The 16,811-nt window shown below is 57.5% G+C and carries 13 protein-coding genes; all 13 read left to right on the top strand.

Translation table 11 applies throughout. The annotated features are described in order from the left end of the window. The first annotated feature begins 2,137 nt into the window (after positions 1-2,137). The 13 genes from FVF58_RS16435 (at position 2,138) to FVF58_RS16375 (ending at position 16,798) form a co-directional block, all read left to right on the top strand. Positions 2,138-3,427 (top strand): quaternary amine ABC transporter ATP-binding protein, encoded by a 1,290-nt coding sequence (locus FVF58_RS16435; protein ID WP_149670918.1) that lies wholly within the window; start codon positions 2,138-2,140, stop codon positions 3,425-3,427. Then, the gene (locus FVF58_RS16430; protein WP_149670917.1) at positions 3,424-4,305 is read left to right on the top strand and encodes an ABC transporter permease; all 882 of its coding nucleotides are present in this window, start codon (positions 3,424-3,426) and stop codon (positions 4,303-4,305) included. The genes FVF58_RS16435 and FVF58_RS16430 overlap by 4 nt, the downstream gene beginning before the upstream one ends. A 195-nt stretch (positions 4,306-4,500) precedes the next feature. Beyond that, the gene (locus FVF58_RS16425) at positions 4,501-5,382 is read left to right on the top strand and encodes a glycine betaine ABC transporter substrate-binding protein (protein WP_149670916.1); all 882 of its coding nucleotides are present in this window, start codon (positions 4,501-4,503) and stop codon (positions 5,380-5,382) included. Between the two features lie 160 nt (positions 5,383-5,542). After that, a complete protein-coding gene (gene glyA, locus FVF58_RS16420; RefSeq protein ID WP_149670915.1) occupies positions 5,543-6,838 on the top strand; it encodes a serine hydroxymethyltransferase in 1,296 nt (431 codons plus the stop codon). A gap of 187 nt (positions 6,839-7,025) precedes the next feature. Continuing rightward, positions 7,026-7,913 carry a dihydrodipicolinate synthase family protein gene (locus tag FVF58_RS16415; protein WP_149670914.1) on the top strand — a complete coding sequence of 296 codons (888 nt, stop codon included), beginning with the start codon at positions 7,026-7,028 and terminating at the stop codon, positions 7,911-7,913. A gap of 5 nt (positions 7,914-7,918) precedes the next feature. Continuing rightward, positions 7,919-9,250, top strand: coding sequence for an NAD(P)/FAD-dependent oxidoreductase (locus tag FVF58_RS16410; RefSeq protein ID WP_149670913.1), 1,332 nt, complete (start codon positions 7,919-7,921; stop codon positions 9,248-9,250). Between the two features lie 17 nt (positions 9,251-9,267). Continuing rightward, complete coding sequence (locus tag FVF58_RS16405; RefSeq protein WP_149670912.1) at positions 9,268-10,761, top strand: aldehyde dehydrogenase; 1,494 nt, start codon at positions 9,268-9,270, stop codon at positions 10,759-10,761. Positions 10,762-10,873: 112 nt separating this feature from the next. Continuing rightward, positions 10,874-11,644 carry a pyrroline-5-carboxylate reductase gene (locus tag FVF58_RS16400; protein ID WP_149670911.1) on the top strand — a complete coding sequence of 257 codons (771 nt, stop codon included), beginning with the start codon at positions 10,874-10,876 and terminating at the stop codon, positions 11,642-11,644. A gap of 265 nt (positions 11,645-11,909) precedes the next feature. Beyond that, positions 11,910-12,911 carry a LysR substrate-binding domain-containing protein gene (locus FVF58_RS16395; protein ID WP_149670910.1) on the top strand — a complete coding sequence of 334 codons (1,002 nt, stop codon included), beginning with the start codon at positions 11,910-11,912 and terminating at the stop codon, positions 12,909-12,911. A gap of 91 nt (positions 12,912-13,002) precedes the next feature. Further along, positions 13,003-14,034, top strand: a complete 1,032-nt coding sequence (locus FVF58_RS16390) for a GlxA family transcriptional regulator (RefSeq protein WP_149670909.1) — start codon at positions 13,003-13,005, stop codon at positions 14,032-14,034. 111 nt (positions 14,035-14,145) lie between these two features. Continuing rightward, positions 14,146-14,427 (top strand): cupin domain-containing protein, encoded by a 282-nt coding sequence (locus FVF58_RS16385; RefSeq protein ID WP_246217080.1) that lies wholly within the window; start codon positions 14,146-14,148, stop codon positions 14,425-14,427. A 13-nt stretch (positions 14,428-14,440) separates the two neighbouring features. Further along, a complete protein-coding gene (locus FVF58_RS16380) occupies positions 14,441-15,370 on the top strand; it encodes a LysR substrate-binding domain-containing protein (RefSeq protein WP_149670908.1) in 930 nt (309 codons plus the stop codon). Positions 15,371-15,541: 171 nt separating this feature from the next. Then, positions 15,542-16,798 (top strand): aromatic ring-hydroxylating oxygenase subunit alpha, encoded by a 1,257-nt coding sequence (locus tag FVF58_RS16375; RefSeq protein ID WP_149670907.1) that lies wholly within the window; start codon positions 15,542-15,544, stop codon positions 16,796-16,798. The last annotated feature ends 13 nt before the right edge of the window (positions 16,799-16,811 follow it).

The raw sequence follows: 16,811 nt of genomic DNA, 5'->3' as shown, positions 1-16,811 counted from the left end.
AAGCCTCGCCGATCCGGCGCCGCCGGCAGTTCGTCGTCTCCGGCGGCTACGCCGCCTCCGACTCCTCACTACCGGCCAAGATGAATGTCGGTACACCGGACGAAATCATTGTCGCCCCCCAAAGATTGGGCTCATTGAAGGTTTCGCAGAGGCTATAGCCCTAATCGTCAAAGTCTAGGGCCCAGAAGTTTGATGGTACCGTAGAGATGCGGTCCTTCGACTTTTTTTGCGGCCAGCGAACATAGGGCCACCGCATCCCAATTACATGTCGCAATCCTTCTAGCTAAATGTGTCCGACTTCGATGGAATGGCGATTCAGGATAGGAGGAACGTGCACGATGAGGTCCGTACGGTATGTTTGCGCGTCGAGCAGCAGGAAAATCGATGGAAGGCTCGACGAGAACGCAGCCTGGTTCGAATTCCATCAGGTTGCCCATCTGTTCGGCATGAGTCTCGAGCAGGCAGCCAAATTACTCCGGCAAGCGGGCGCGACCGGCGACATTGAGCCGGCAAAAGATGTCAGGTCGTCCGAACGCTACAAATGCCTGTTGAGTCACCGGGCAGTCGTCGCGGTTGGATACCAGGTCAACTATGGTCGGGCAACAGCCTTCCGTCTCTGGTGCGCCTCGGGCCTGACAGTCCTGTTCCGTTAAATCTTCTTCTTACCGAAAGTTCGATAAATCCCCTCGAACACGTACTCAGTCGCACGGCTGAGAGGCGTGGGCTGTGACCGTCAGCATCAGGCAACGCTTTATTCGCAGCCGTCGTCTGTGGCCGACGATTGTTAGCGTCCAACTTCCTTTGCCTGCCTCGAACCGTACGCAACGTCTGAATCAGGCGAGCCGGTTTCCTATGTTTCGCCGAATGGTGTCAAAAAGACTTGCGTGGATATTGGCTCGGTCGGCACGGGGCCTGATATCAGCTGTCGGCTAACGCTCTATCTGATTTCACCGCGTCCCGAATTCTTCGCATTCAGTTGCGTGTTAGCTCCAGCGTCGCCGTCAATACACCTATATCTATCGGAGGGGACAAATGAAACGTGAAATGCCGTGTGTCGTGTGCCGTGTGCCGCGTTGCCGATTGGCAACTGGTGCCTTTTTCGTTGAAACGTTTATCAACTACGTTGTGGTTAAGCGTAGCCATCGTCACTGTCTCTGTAGTCTTGGCTCGGCCCGAAGAGAGGCACAGCTGGAGCCTGTTCCGCGCGCCGGAGAAACTTCGCTTCTCGCCAGTCGCCTCGGTCCTGGCGTTCATCCTGTCAAACGGGCGAGCGCCGGGCGGAATGTGGTTCCGAGGGACCATGCCGAACGAAGCCGTTTCCGTCCTCCAGCCGTCCTCGCTGCGTCGGGAGATTGGCGCGAGGTAGTCTTTTGTAGATGTTGTTCCGGTAGTCGAAGTCGCGCTCAGGGAACAGACTGAACGCGTCGAACCCTTCCTTCGGATTGGGTTCATAGGTTGTAACCATCGTCACCTCCCTGCCTGCATTACCAATTTAGCCGGAACCTCTTTTGCCCAGCCGACGACCGGCCGACGACGACTGCCACAAGATGTTCAAGTATCCCGGCGACGGAAGCGTGCGACGACTGTGCGGTGGATTCTCCTTAATTGGGCACGGTGAGAAAGACTACGAAATAGTTATTGGGAAAATCGCCAGACCTGGGACATTCCCTACAACAGGGTCTCGCGAGCACTAGCCAGTTGGCACAATGAGCGCCGTACGCTCCTCTACTTACGACCGCAAACGCGCGCGAGTGTTGGCGCTGCGCGAATCCCATCCTCCATAGACTTTTTCCGCAAACGCTACAGAGTCGCCCTTGCATTACCAAAGGTATGGGAAAGTGCCCAGAAAATGTAGCTGGATGGGGCAAATTAGCTTGTTACGCTGTAGTTCATGCATTAACCACCGACGAGCACCGAAGCGCGGCCCACGGATACTCCGCATTCTTCGGATTGAAAAGGTGATTGGTGTGAATTAGCCGTCTTGCAGCGTTCAGCTTCCGCACCTCTACTCCGGTCAGTGATGAAGTTAGCACGGGGTGTTCAGCGCATACGCAAACCAGACGTTGAAATGCAGGGTCCGGGTAAAGACTGAGGTCGCGGGCTTCAATTTCTTGAACTTGCCAGTTGAGATGACAGGATGACCCCAAACACAACATTTGCGCCGGAAGGCGTGATACAGCCGGGCGCAATCAAAGCTGAGGATGCTATCTCGGCAGCGAAACCCGCCGCGGTAGCTGGGACCGACATTCTTACGGTCAAGAATCTGTCGAAAATCTTCGGACCGAAGCCGGAGCGTGCCGCTGAGCTGGTAAAGCAAGGCCTTGGCCGAAATGAGATTTTCGAGCAGACCGGCAATATGGTGGCAGTCAATGACGTCAGTCTCAGCGTCAAGGCGGGAGAGATTTTCGTTGTCATGGGTCTCTCCGGTTCGGGTAAGTCGACGCTTGTCCGACTGCTCAATCGGCTGATTGAACCGACGTCCGGTCAGGTCATCCTCGAGGGTCGCGACATTGCGCCCATGTCCACATTGGAACTGCGCGCTGTGCGCCGCAAGAAGATGGCGATGGTGTTCCAGTCGTTCGCACTTCTGCCGAACCGCACGGTCCTCGACAACATCGCGTACGGATTGGAAGTCGCCGGTCTGAAGAAGCCAGAGCGGTACGAAATCGCTCGTGCTGCGTTGACGGGGGTGGGTCTGGGCTCGTACGAAAAGATGCTTCCGAGCGAACTGTCCGGCGGCATGCAACAGCGAGTGGGTCTGGCGCGCGCGCTTGCCGTTAATCCCTCGGTGCTACTGATGGACGAAGCGTTTTCGGCGCTGGACCCACTGATTCGGTTCGAGATGCAGAACGAGCTTCTGCGGCTTCAAAAGGAAGAGCAGAGGACAATCGTCTTCATTTCCCACGACATTGAAGAAGCCGTCAAGATTGGCGGCCGGATTGGCATCATGAAGGATGGCTGCCTGATTCAGGTCGGCACGCCGGCAGAGCTTATCCAGTCGCCCGCGGACTCGTACGTACGGGACTTCTTTCGCAACGTTGACGTTTCCCGGTTCCTCAAGGCCTCCAGCCTGATGACAAAGGTAAGCGGGGGACTCATATCTTGCGACGTCGGCACATCCTCGGAACGCTACCTGAATCAGCTCATCGATAGTGGCGCCGAATGCGGCTATGTCTGCGACGAATCAGGTCGATATCAAGGTTGCGTCACGCCGGCCTCTTTGCATAAGACCGGTACAAGCCCCGTCCGGGACGCGTTGCTCCGGGATGTGAATGCTGTTTCGCTTGACGCGGATTTGCATGAGCTGGCTGGCATCGCTTTGAGCCAGGAGCACGACGTACCCGTCACTGACACGGCCGGGAGACTCGCAGGCGTGGTGTCCTGCCGGACGATACTCAAGCAGGTTATGGAACGGAGAGCAGCATGAACTCGTCAGTTATCGGAAAGTTTGCAGAAGACGCTGTCAATTTCCTCTTTCAGCATTTCCGGGGCGGCTTCGACGCTTTCTCTGCGGGACTGGGGGCTGTAGTCAAGCTGCTGGAGGACGGGCTAGCTGCCATTCCGTTCGTTGCCATGCTCGTTATTCTCGTGGCGTTTGCTTTGTGGCGACGCGGGGTCGTGTTCTCGGTCTTCGTCGGCCTTGCACTCCTGACCATCCATTACATGGGTTTGTGGGCTCAAACGGTCTCCACCCTGGCACTCGTTATCGCAGCGACGTTCTTCAGCCTGGTCATTGGCGTGCCGCTGGGAATCTGGGGGGCGCGAAACAAACGTGTGGAGATGGTTCTGCGCTCGCTGCTCGATTTCATGCAGACAATGCCGGCCTTCGTCTATCTGATTCCGGCCGTCATCCTGTTCGGATTGGGCCGAGTGCCAGCAGTCATTGCGACCATCGTGTTCTCGATGCCGCCAGTCGTACGCCTGACCACTTTGGGCATTCGCCAGGTGCGCGAAGAGTTACTGGAAGCAGGCCGCTCGTTCGGCAGCACAGATTCGCAGCTTCTCTGGAAAATTCAGCTGCCGAACGCCCTGCCGTCAATCATGGCAGGCGTAAATCAGACCATCATGATGGCGCTCTCGATGGTTGTCGTTGCATCGATGATAGGTGCCGGTGGGTTGGGAGAATATGTTCTGAGTGGCATTCAGCGACTAGATATCGGAATTGGCTTCGAGGGCGGCCTGGGCGTTGTGCTGCTTGCCATCGTACTTGATCGCCTAACGGAGAGTTTTGGTGTGAGGGCCAGGAAGGCCAAGCCCGGCGCACGAGCGGCAAAGACTAGTGCCAGCACTGCGGCGCGGACCTGAGCGGCAATGACGCACGGAGGATGGTCGCGTGGAAAGGCGTCCGCCCCGGGAAAGTTTGGCTAGCGATACCGCTCAATGGACGTAGTACGGACCTGGTGCTATCGCTAGAGGCAGTATGGAGTTCGGAAGAACAGACGCGCTATTGCAGCGTCCGTCAAGTTTTCAAGAAATCTTACAATCACGTAGGAGTGCTAGATGAAATTCAATCTGTTCAAATCGCTTTTGGCGAAAATGGCAGTGGCGACGATCATTGCCATGGGTATCGGCGCTGGGCCCGCTGTCGCAGCCGAACCTATCAAGATGGCCGTAACAAACTGGGCAGACGTCCTGGCCGTAGCGAATGTGGCCAAATACGTGCTTGAGACTAACCTCAAGCAGCCGGTTCAGTTTGTTCAGGCCGATATTGGCATCCAGTACCAGGGTGTGGCCCGTGGTGACCTCGACATCATGGTGGGTGGCTGGCTCCCGGTTACCCACGCAATGTACTACGCAAAGTACAAGAACGACATGGATGATGTCGGCGTCATCTATACGGGCGGTAAGAACGGTTGGGCGGTGCCGGCGTACATTCCCGATTCCCAGCTCTCGTCGATTTCCGACCTGGAAAAGCCAGACGTCAAGAGCAAGCTGAACGGCACCATTCAGGGCATCGAGCCCGGCGGCGGTCTGATGCAGGCATCCGAAAAGACCATCAAGGCATACGACCTGAACGGATACAACCTGCAATCATCAAGCGAAGCAGGCATGCTCGCCGGAGTCCAGCGAGCTTACCAGTCAAAGCAATGGGTTGTTGCGACGGTCTGGAGTCCGCACTGGCTCTTCCAGAAATGGCAGATGCGCTACCTCAAGGACCCCAAGGGCACGTTGGGTGGTGAAGAGCAGGTTCATGCATTCGCGTCGAAGCAGTTTGCAAACAAATTCCCGCGGGCGGACGTGTTCTTCAAGCATTTCAAGCTGACTCTCGCTGACGTCGAGGCCATTGAGTTCGAGGGCAACAGCACGAACGATTACGCGACGGCAGCCAGGAAATTCGTCGACGCTCATCCGGAAAAGCTGAAGGCCTGGTTGCAGCAGTAAGTTGACGATGGGCTCCTTGTGAACTTGCGGGATGCGTTTTTGTTCACGCAGGGCCGTGCATCGCTCGTTACCGGCAGGGAAATCGGTATACCTGCATCACATCAACAGATTTTGCAGTCTTGCAAGACATGCTTCACACGACCATTTCCGGAGTAACCACGTGAACGAGAACTCGCGCTTTTTTGCTGAAACGCTCCAGAGCCGTGACCCCGTCATCGCATCAGAGATTGCGCTGGAGTTGCGCCGTCAGCAATCGCAGATTGAACTGATTGCTTCCGAAAACATCGTCTCGGCGGCGGTGATGGAAGCGCAAGGTACCGTGCTGACCAACAAATACGCCGAGGGATACCCTTCGAAGCGGTACTACGGCGGTTGTGAGCATGTGGACAGGGTCGAGGCGCTCGCCATTGACCGCGTCAAAGCCCTGTTCGAAGCCGAATACGCCAACGTGCAGCCTCATTCGGGAGCACAGGCGAACGGCGCAGTGATGCTCGCGCTAGTGAAGCCTGGCGAGACGGTGATGGGCATGTCTCTTGATGCTGGGGGCCACTTGACGCATGGCGCACGTCCTGCGCTTTCCGGTAAGTGGTTCAACGCGGTGCAATACGGTGTGAGCCCCGACACCTACCGCATTGACTATGAGCAGGTCCGCCGGCTTGCCGAGGAACATCGTCCCAAGCTCATCATCGCGGGCTATTCTGCCTATCCACGTGCTTTGGATTTTGCAGCGTTCCGCGACATTGCAGACAGCGTTGGTGCTTTGTTAATGGTCGACATGGCACACATCGCGGGAATTGTCGCAGCGGGCAAACATGAGAACCCCGTTCCATTCGCCGATGTGGTGACGTCCACCACCCACAAGACGCTTCGCGGACCGCGAGGCGGGTTCATCCTCACCAACAAAGGCGATATCGCCAAGAAAATAAACTCCGCCGTATTCCCAGGGCTACAGGGCGGTCCGCTCATGCACGTCATCGCGGGCAAAGCAGTTGCGTTTGGCGAAGCGCTTCGTCCGGAGTTCACGGCGTACATCGACCGGGTTCTACGTAACGCCCAGGCACTCGGCAACGTCCTGAGGTCGGGTGGCCTGACCCTCGTGACGGGCGGGACCGATAACCACCTGCTGCTGGTCGATTTGCGCTCAAAGCGGCTAACCGGTACGCAGGCTGAAAAAGCGCTCGAGCGTGCAGGCATCACCTGCAACAAGAACGGTATCCCGTTCGATACGGAAAACCCGACGGTTACATCCGGAATCAGACTTGGAACTCCTGCTGGAACAACGCGCGGATTCGGTGTCGCCCAGTTCGAGCAGGTGGGGCAAATGATTCTGGAGGTTTTGTCGGCGCTCGAACGCGAGCCCAACGGCGATGAGCAGCTTGAGCGCGCAGTCCATAGCCGCGTGAGGGACCTGTGCAGTCAGTTTCCCATTTACTCGCACGCGGAGGCACTCGTTTAATCCGCGCGTACAGCTGCGGGTCGGGTGTTCGGGCTGGTAGCCGAATCGACCAGGAGCGACACGTTGTTCGCGGCCGCACGGAGAAGTGTGACGCTTAAACGCCATTCTTGCCGCTCCTCCGCTGTCAAGACTTTACAGCGGAGGAGCGACATGGGACCTGGCCCACTTATTAAAGAGAGAACTGCAAATGAGCTTCGATGGAGTACATACGCCTCTGGTTACCCCGTTCAAGGCGGACGGTGAAATTGACCACGATTTGCTCGGCAAGCATGCCGCAAATCTCGCAGGTCGTGTTTCGGGTCTTGGGGTCGGTGGAACCACGGGCGAATACTATGCGTTGAGTTTCGACGAACGGGTTCAGACGTTTAACACCGTAGCTGAAGCGGCGGGCGGCAAGACCTATTTGACTGCCGGTATCAATGCCACGACGACCAAGGAAGTCATTCGCCTCGGGCAGGAGGCGAAACGCGCTGGGTTGCACGCCTTGCTGGTTGCCACTCCGTACTACGTGCAACCGACGCAGGAAGAGCTGCTGAACCATCTGCAGAAGGTGGACGACAGTCTCGACATGCCCATCATGCTCTACAACTTCCCGGCACGCACGGGGACGGAAATCAGCGATGACGTTCTCGAAAAACTGCTCGAACGGCCGAACTTCATCGCGATGAAGGAAAGCACCGGCGACATTTCGCGTCTGCATCACCTTGCCACGCATTTCCGCGACAAGCTGTTACTGAGTTGCGGGATGGACGACCAGGCGCTCGAATTCTTCGTCTGGGGTGCAAAGAGCTGGGTCGGGGCCGCTTCCAACTTCTTGCCGGAAGCACACACGGCGCTCTTTGACGCGTGCGTCAAGCGGGGTGACTTCAACGCGGGCCGCAAGCTTATGGCGCAACTGCTGCCTGTGCTCGAACTGCTGGAACGCGGCGGGAAATTCATTCAATACGTTCGATACGGCTGTGAGCTCGCCGGCACGCCTGTCGGTGTTGCCCGCGCGCCGCTCGGCACGCTCACTGAAGAAGAGCGCAGCACGTTTGCCAAGCTCGTCCAACCCATGTTGCGCAGCGCGCAGTAACTTGCATGACCTCGAACCTGGAATTCGTGCGGTTTCCCGCTCCGGACGGTGTGAACGGGTGGTGGGAAACTCTGCCACCTCTCTCGTCGGCCGATACGGTGTCTTCTGAAAGTCGATACGACTGGGTCGTTGTCGGGGGCGGTATTACAGGGCTTTGTGCTGCCCGGCGTCTAGCCGAGCTTGCACCTGATGCCTCGATAGCACTGGTCGAGGCAGACCGTATCGGGCGCACCACAGCCGGACGAAATTCTGGATTCTTCGTCGATTTGCCACACGACATAAGCAGCGAAAGCTACTCGCGAAGCGTGGAAGCGGATAAGGCAGACGTCCGGTTTCAACGGCACGGCATCGACTACGTGCGCTCAATGGTGAAGCAGTACAACATTGACTGCGACTGGCGGGACGACGGCAAGTTTCACGCTTCGGTGAACAAGAAGGGGCACAACGCGCTCGCCCGCTTCGCAGAAGGTCTCGCGCGTATCGATGAAACATTCGAGTGGCTGGACGGGGCAGCAATCGCGAAAGTCACAGGCACGAACTTTTACCAAGACGCGCTCTTTACGCCTGGATGCAGCACGGTCCAGCCAGCAGCACTGATGCGCGGTCTTGCGGCGACCTTGCCGAAGAATGTGAACGTTTTCGAGCTTAGCGCGGTAAGGAGAATAGAGGACCAGGGGCAAGCGAAGGTTCTGACCTTTGCCAGCGGCAAGATTGTGGCGAAGGGAGTGATTCTGTGTACGAACGCCTACGCGGCGACATTCGGAGGACATCCGAATGGCTTGCTGCCCGTGTACACGTTTGCATCCATGACCCGCGTGATGAATCAGGAAGAAGTTGGACGGCTCGGCGGCACGCGGTCGTGGGCCTTGATTCCGGCCGACCCGATGGGCACGACCGTTCGCCGCCTGATTACGGACCGCATCTGCGTTCGCAATCACTTCGCATTTCGGCCCAATCTCGAGGTGTCGCAGGCCGACCTCGCCAAGGCAAAAAGTCTGCATCAGCGGTCGTTCGACCGACGCTTTCCAATGCTGAAAGACGTCGAACTCGAATACACGTGGGGCGGCCCGTTGTGTCTGTCTGCTAACAACGGAGCGTTGTTTGGGCGTAGAGATGATGGCGTCCTTGAAGCCGTCGGGTGCAATGGTCTCGGTCTGAGCAGAGGGTCGGCGTCAGGCAAGCTCATCGCCGAGTATGCGCTCGGTCACAACAATGAGCTCATTCGTCAGCTTTTGAATCAGCCGCATCCGCGCGCGCTGCCAGTCCGTCCGATTACCGATGTCGCAGTATCCGCGGCTATCTGGATGAAGGAATTTTCGGCGGGAGCCGAGCTTTAAATTTGGGAAGACAGGACATGACGACCTATCAGGAATGGAAGCAGAAAGCAGAAGCCTTGTTGCTCGATGGAAGGGCGTTTATCGCCGGGCAACGATGTCCGGCTGCTTCTAACGAGACCTTCGCGACCCTTAATCCTTCGACCGGAAAGGTACTTGCCGATGTCGCAAAGTGCGATTCGAAAGACGTCGACCGGGCGGTCGCGGCAGCCAGAAATGCCTTCGAATCCGGTGTGTGGTCGAAGGCCGCACCGGCGCAGCGTAAAGCGGTGCTTTTGCGGCTGGCGCAACTGATTGAGGAAAACGCCGAGGAACTCGCTCTCCTCGAAGCGCTCGAGGCGGGCAAGCCAATCAGCGAGTGCATGGCACTGGACATCCCTGAGTCAGCGGCCTGCATCCGCTGGCACGCGGAAGTCACCGACAAGCGATACGACGCCCTGTCGCCGTCGGGCGCGAGCGTCGTGAGCATGATTACCCGTGAACCCATTGGCGTCGTGGGCGCAGTCCTGCCGTGGAATTTCCCTGCACTCATGCTTGCCTGGAAAATCGGCCCGGCGCTTTCTGTTGGCAACAGCGTCATTGTGAAACCTGCCGAGCAGACATCGCTCTCTACGTTGCGCATAGCCGACCTGGCAAAGGAAGCCGGCGTGCCCGAGGGTGTCTTCGGCGTCGTGACTGGCTTTGGGGAAAGCGCGGGTCAGGCCTTGGGCCGCCATGCCGACGTCGACCTGATTGCTTTCACGGGCTCGACGGAAACCGGAAAGCGATTCCTGCACTACTCGGCGGACACGAACCTGAAGCGCGTCGTGCTGGAATGTGGCGGCAAGAACCCCCAGGTTGTCCTGCCCGACGTCGCGAATCTCGACGCTGTCGCGGAGCAGGCCGTCGCTGCCGCATTCTGGAACATGGGCGAGAACTGCAGCGCTGGCTCCCGTGTACTGGTTCCCTCGAGTTCGAAAGCCCAGTTGCTCGAAAAGGTCCAGGCAGTTCTCGAAGGATGGAAAACTGGAGACCCACTTGACCCTGACGTCAAACTGGGTTCCTTGATAGAAGACAAGCATTACGAAAAGGTGCTCGCCCACATCGAGAAAGCTAAGGCCGAGGGGGCGCGCCTGGTGTGCGGCGGCAAGGCCACACGCACTGAGACGGGCGGGTGGTTTGTCGAGCCGACCATCTTCGATAACGTCACCCCGGAGATGAGCATTGCTCGCGAAGAAATCTTCGGCCCTGTCGTCTGCTTTATCGAGTACGCCGATATCGATGAGGCGGTCCGGATTGCCAACGACACGTGCTACGGTCTGGCGGCATCGCTTTGGACAGACAATGTCAATCACGCTCACAAGATTGCTGCGCGAATCCGGGCGGGTACCGTAACGGTGAACTGCTTCGGCGAGGGAGACCTGTCGACGCCGTTCGGCGGTTTCAAGCAATCTGGCTTTGGTGGTCGTGACAAATCTGTCTATGCGCATGACCAATATTGTGAACTGAAGACCACCTGGCTCAAGCTCGACTAGGCCAGCTCGGCTATTGGACGCAATCGGCAGCCCGACCTGGCAACCTGGATTGTTGATCGTTCGGGTGTGGCTCTGTTCGACGCAGCTGCACTTCAAACTCACGTGAGGCTTCATGCGACTTGGATTCATCGGAACAGGGACTATCACGCACGCGGTCGTGACGGGCATGCTCAGGTTTGGCGTTTCATTCGAACGGATATCGCTATCGCCCCGTAATGCGAATACAGCCGCCGAACTTGCCATGCTTGATGAACGGGTCCGCGTCTGTGGAAGTAACCAGGAAGTATTGGAGACCTCGGATGTCGTGTGCCTTGCGGTCGTCCCGCAAATTGCCGCCGACGTCTTGGGCGAACTCGAGTTTGATTCTCGTCACCACATCATTAGCTTCATCGCAGGTGTCTCGCTTGATGAACTGAGTCGGCTCGTCCTGCCGGCGGACAGGGTCGCGCGCGCAGTTCCGCTACCAGCGGTCGCTGAGGGCAAGGGAAGCACTGCAATCTGTCCCGCCGATGAGGTCGCGAAAGCCATCTTTTCGGCGCTAGGGGAAGCTGTGGAGGTGGACGACGAACGCAAGTTTGACGCGCTGTCTGCTGTGACGGCGACGATGGCGAGTTTCTACGCCGTTCTCGAAAGCCAGGCGTCCTGGCTCGTGCAGCATGGTCTTAACTATCCTGCGGCGCGAGCCTTTCTGTCCGGGTACTGTATCGGTCTTGCCCATGACACCGCGCAGACGAAAGAGCCATTTTCAGCGATGGTCAAGCATTGCATGACGCCGGGTGGCCTCAACGAGCAGGTGCACACTGAACTTTCGCGCCGAGGGACATACGCGCACTACAACCAGGCACTTGATGAGGTAATGAGGCGAATCAAGGCGCGCGCATAGTGGGCACTCACGAATACAAGCGAAGAGTGATGTTTAGGGGGCGGATGCCGGTCGGACCCCGTTTATCTCGGATATGGGGCGAATCGGAATTAGCCGTGGGCTCGGGTTGCCTGCCCTTGCTAGTTACCCCGAAGACTCGCAAACTATTTTTGCGCAGGAGCACGTCCGCTTGGGCGCGCGGTTGTCGCATTGTCACGGAGCAGTGCGTAACGTTGACGGGGTTGTCTTCAGGCCACCCGGGCGCTCCGCTTCACAGGTGAAAGCCATGCAAAAGAAACAGTTGGTTGCCGACCGACTTCTCGCCCAGATGCCGTCGTTACGGGCGCTGAAATGCTTCGTCACGGCTGCCCGATACGAAAGTTTCACACAGGCAGCCGAGGTGCTGTGTGTCACCCAGGCGGCAATCAGCCGACAAATCAAGGAGCTTGAAGACTCGCTGGAGGTCGCCCTGTTTGAACGGACGGGGAGACACATCGCGCTGACCGATGCCGGGCGTATTCTGTACAACGCTTCCTATCTGTCAATCATGAACATAGCTGAAGCGGCCCAGGCGGTGCGTCGCACGGACAAACATGCGCTGACAATTTGCGTCTCGCATACGTTCTCGGCGCTATGGCTGTCCTTCAGGTTGCCCTCGTTCCGCAAACGCTTTCCCGATATACGATTGCACGTGATGGTGACGGAACATTTCATGGAGCTCGATGAGCTCATGGAACCTGACGTCATCATCAGCAAGAATCCGCCGCGCGAGACGGAGTACGAAATTGAGCCGCTCTTCCACGACGTTGTCTATCCCGTCTGCAGTCAATCGTTTTACGAGCGTCATTTCCATGGCAGGGCATTGAAGCCGCTGGACCTGCTATCGCATGCCACGCTAAATCTCTCTCTGCTGGGGCGCGCCCAGGTTTGCGAGCATGTTGACTGGTCCGTGTGGCGAAACTGGTTTCAGCACAGTGATGGCTCGGACAGACTGTTCGAGAACGACCACCTGGAGAGTAACGACTATCGACTCCTCGTGTCGCAAGCCGAAGCCGGTGAGGGCACTCTGCTCGGCTGGCATCATCTTGTCCATCGCCAGGTCGAACAGGGCCGCCTGGTTCGACCAGTGCAGGATGCGCTCGAATTCCACGACCGTTATCACTATCTGATAACGCACAAGAACGCGAGGCTTCGACCCGAGTATCCACGGTTCCGTGAATGGCTTGGCGAGGAAGTCGGCGCGATGATGCGCGGATGGAAAGGCGTCGAAACGGAAACCATCAGGTAACTTCCGCTGACGTCAGTGTTGAAAGCGCGAGCAGGTCCGTCGAACGACGACAGTTCTGGTCGAATCGTAAAGCGTTAACGCAGGCGGTTCCATGTTTCCCGACCCTATCCATTCCAACGCCGGAACGTCGCGGCAGCTTCGCTTTGGAATCGTGCTATTGCCCAATTTCACATTGACGGCGTTTTCCGGTTTCGTCGACCTTCTCCGTTTGGCAAGCGACGAAGGTGACATGAGCAGACCTGTTCGCTGTTCGTGGACCATCGTCGGAGAATCTCTCGTTCCTGTCAGGGCGAGCTGTGGAATCCAGGTCACGCCATGGACAACCTTTGACGAAGCCCGGTCTTTCGATTACGTGGTGGTCGTCGGGGGCTTGCTGCACTCGGGACCGTCCGCAAGCAAAGCCACGCTGCAGTTCATTCATGATGCCGCGGAAACGTCTGCCACGTTGGTCGGGATTTGCACGGGCGCATTTGCCTTGATGCGAGCCGGAGTGATGGACGGATATCGCATGTGCGTGAGCTGGTTCCACTACTGGGACTTCGTCGAACGCTTCCCGGGTGTCGACGAACGCAATCTCGTTGCGGACCGGCTATTCGTTATCGACCGACGCCGCATTACGTGTTCAGGCGGGCGCGCTTCAATCGATGTCGCCGCAGCTATCTTACTGCGACATTTCGAGGCGACAGTCGTCCAGAAGGCGCTGCGCATCATGCTTGTCGATGACGCACAAAAAGGAAATGCTCCGCAGCCGCACCCTCCGGGACTTGAACCCGCGACACATCCCAAGGTAAGGCGAGCCATCCTGTTGATGGAGCAGCACATTGGGCAGCCACTTAACCTGACGGAGCTGGCTAAACGTCTCGAGATGTCGGTCCGGCAGCTTGAGCGCCTTTTTACTGCCGAGACCGGCAAATCTCCCCATGCATACGGACGACAGATTCGAATTCGGACGGCGTCCTGGCTGCTAACGAGCTCCGACCGCTCGGTCGCTGATATTGCTTCGTCCTGCGGATTCTCGGACTCTTCGCATCTTGGTCGTGAGTTCAGAAAGGAGTTTGGCGAATCGCCGAACGCTTATCGCGTGGCGCGACCGCAGAGCCAACACGCGTTGGCCGATACGTAGCGAGCATGCAGTTCGCAAGTTGGCGTCAAGTGCTGCGACGGCGAAAGCAGCGAGCCGCCGATTGACAAACAGAGCTTACTTTTTCTGTTCAGACAGTGGAAATGACCAAAAATGGTGACCGGGCGTATGTGCGATGAAACGGTTCTCTTTGGATTGAAGGTTAAGGACGGTCGTCGTTGGTATTCAATTGATGACCGCGACTGGCGGCCGATGAAAATTGGGGAAACGGTGCTTCCCGGATTCTTCTGGATTCCAGTGGCCGAGGATGAGAATGGGGCATGGCGCAGCTACTGGATGCGTCTGCAATCAGGCGCGCGTTCGTTCGAGCACCAGCACGACTCGACCGAGCTCATTCTTGTTCTCGACGGCGTGTTCGCCGCTGACCTGTTTTGACTGGAGGAGCGAAATGAAGCCGCCAACTACACGAACTAAGGGATACCGGCGGCTTATCCCTTCGGTGACAGCGCTCGTCGAGTTCGAGGCGGTCGCCCGGCACGGGAGCTTCACTCTGGCAGCCGACGAGTTAGGGGTGACCCAGGCCGCGGTTAGCCGGCAGGTCAAACTTCTTGAGGAAACGCTCGGGACCCGGCTTTTCAACCGCCTGCATCGTTCAATCGAACTCACTGAGGAAGGTGAGGCTCTGTATCTTGTCGTGGCTGAGTCGATGCAGAAAATTGCCGGCGTGTTTGACCGGTTAGCCAGCGGCCCCGTCCAGCAGGAACTGGTGCTTGCGGCAACGTCTGCATTTTCACATTTTCGCCTCCTGCCCCGGCTGGCATCCCTCAAGGATACTCAACCGAATCTTCAGCTTCGCCTCACCACGCAGATGTTCACCGCAGACCTCCGCCCCAAGGAGATTGATGTCGCCGTGCGATTCGGAAACGGACGATGGGGAGATGGCACTGCAACCCTGCTTTTTGACGAGGAGGTCTTTCCTGTCTGCTCGCCGAAGTGGGTGGAATTGCGAGGCACGTCAGAATCGCTGCAGGATATCGCTAACGCCGCGCTCATCGAGTCGGATTCCACCTCGGAAGGCTGGATGGGATGGGAAGAGTGGTTTCACGCTTTGGACCTCAGGCCGGTGCGATTGAACTTTGCCCTGCGCTGCAGTCTGTATACGGATGCAATCGAGGCCGCACGCTACGGCCAGGGCATCGCGCTTGGTTGGGGAAGATTGGTCCATGACCTCATCGAGACTGGCGAACTCGTCAGACTGCCGGTCGCCTCGTTAAAGGTGAGCGATTCGTATTACGTCGTGGTGCCGCACGGGCGCACGATTACCCCTGAGATTGACGGTCTTATCGACTGGCTTCGGCAGGATTCTATCGAGAGTTGAAGCACCCGCGAAGCCTGCCGAGGGCCGCCGGGAGCCGGTCCTGCTCACGCATAATTTAAAGTAATGCCAGCCAGAAAATAAAGCGTATTGACGCTCTTTTTCGTCAATCCAATACTCAAGTCATAGCGGGAACAGTCGAAGTCCCGACATACCTGAACATTGGAGAAGACGATGTCTGAAGTGCAATTCAAGACCCATGGTGAGCTAGTCCGAAGCCGCCAGCCCGGTCATGGCATGCCCGGCGAGCTCTTTGGCCGCCAGGACGTTTTCGAAACTGATGTCGATGTCTTTTTTCACAAGCACTGGATTCTCGTCGGGGTCACGGCCGATGTCCCAGAACCCGGCGATGTTTCGACCGTTGATATCGGCAAGGCTTCAATCATCATCGTGCGCGACGACGACGGGAATATTCGGACCTACCGGAACGTCTGTCGTCATCGTGGCGCACGTCTGAAAGAGGCTGGGAAGTCGACGGTCGGCATGCTGGTATGTCCTTATCACCAGTGGACGTACGACCTCGACGGAAGCCTGCGCCACGCTACCCACATGGGGAAGGACTTCGACCCGACCTGCCGTAGCCTGATTCCAGTGCATACGAGGATTGTCGGAACGCACATTTTCGTATGCCTCGGTGAGAACCCGCCGGAGGACATCGGAAAGCTGGAAGAAACGATGGCTCAGCGTTTTGCTCCGTACGACCTGAAGAACACCAAGATTGCCTTCGAGCAGGAAATCATCGAAAACGGCAACTGGAAGCTGGTGATGGAAAATAATCGCGAGTGCTACCACTGCCAGGCCACGCATCCGGAACTGACGGCATCGTTCCTGCCGGAAGACTTCGGCTTCTGTCCTGAGAATCTCAGCGAAGAATCGCTTCGCGCGCTGGAAGAGTACAAGGTGCGCAACGCAGCATGTCAGGCAAGCTGGGAGCAAGACGGATTTGCCAGCGCCAATGTTGAGTGGCTGGACGAAGATGCTGTCACCCAGTTCAGAACGCAGCAGCTCGTTATCGCCGGTAACGGTGAATCGCAGACCATCAGTACCAAGGTCGCCAGCACCAGGCTATTCGGAAATCTTCAGCGGCGCGACCTGGGCGATACGCACCTGTGGACGCACAACTCATGGACACACGTCATGAGCGACCATGCGGTGATTAGCTACATTATTCCTCTCGCCTCCGACAAGACGCTGGTGCGGTCGAAGTGGCTTGTTCATGCCGATGCAGTTGAAGGCGTTGACTACAATATTTCCGATTTGACCGAGGTGTGGGTTGCCACAAACAACCAGGACAAGCACCTTGTCGAAATCACGCACGAAGGCACGCAGGACCCCGCGTACTCACCGGGTATGTTCTCGCCGTTCACGGAAACTTACGTTGACCAGTTCTCCCGCTGGTACGCAGCGCGATTGAGCGCGCACGGCATCTAAGCGGAACTACAGT

This window comes from Paraburkholderia panacisoli, assembly GCF_008369935.1.
Classification (GTDB): Bacteria; Pseudomonadota; Gammaproteobacteria; order Burkholderiales; family Burkholderiaceae; genus Paraburkholderia; species Paraburkholderia panacisoli.
Note: the sequence above shows the minus strand (reverse complement) of the source record. Positions and strands in the feature narration are given on the sequence as shown.

Excerpts from the sequence above, each read along its gene's own strand:
- FVF58_RS16390 (WP_149670909.1), top strand. The coding sequence starts at position 13,003 with ATGTTTCCCGACCCTATCCATTCCAACGCCGGAACGTCGCGGCAGCTT.
- FVF58_RS16400 (WP_149670911.1), top strand. The coding sequence starts at position 10,874 with ATGCGACTTGGATTCATCGGAACAGGGACTATCACGCACGCGGTCGTG.
- FVF58_RS16385 (WP_246217080.1), top strand. The coding sequence starts at position 14,146 with ATGGTGACCGGGCGTATGTGCGATGAAACGGTTCTCTTTGGATTGAAG.
- FVF58_RS16375 (WP_149670907.1), top strand. The coding sequence starts at position 15,542 with ATGTCTGAAGTGCAATTCAAGACCCATGGTGAGCTAGTCCGAAGCCGC.
- FVF58_RS16395 (WP_149670910.1), top strand. The coding sequence starts at position 11,910 with ATGCAAAAGAAACAGTTGGTTGCCGACCGACTTCTCGCCCAGATGCCG.
- FVF58_RS16405 (WP_149670912.1), top strand. The coding sequence starts at position 9,268 with ATGACGACCTATCAGGAATGGAAGCAGAAAGCAGAAGCCTTGTTGCTC.
- FVF58_RS16410 (WP_149670913.1), top strand. The coding sequence starts at position 7,919 with ATGACCTCGAACCTGGAATTCGTGCGGTTTCCCGCTCCGGACGGTGTG.
- FVF58_RS16415 (WP_149670914.1), top strand. The coding sequence starts at position 7,026 with ATGAGCTTCGATGGAGTACATACGCCTCTGGTTACCCCGTTCAAGGCG.
- FVF58_RS16380 (WP_149670908.1), top strand. The coding sequence starts at position 14,441 with ATGAAGCCGCCAACTACACGAACTAAGGGATACCGGCGGCTTATCCCT.
- FVF58_RS16430 (WP_149670917.1), top strand. The coding sequence starts at position 3,424 with ATGAACTCGTCAGTTATCGGAAAGTTTGCAGAAGACGCTGTCAATTTC.
- FVF58_RS16435 (WP_149670918.1), top strand. The coding sequence starts at position 2,138 with ATGACCCCAAACACAACATTTGCGCCGGAAGGCGTGATACAGCCGGGC.
- FVF58_RS16425 (WP_149670916.1), top strand. The coding sequence starts at position 4,501 with ATGAAATTCAATCTGTTCAAATCGCTTTTGGCGAAAATGGCAGTGGCG.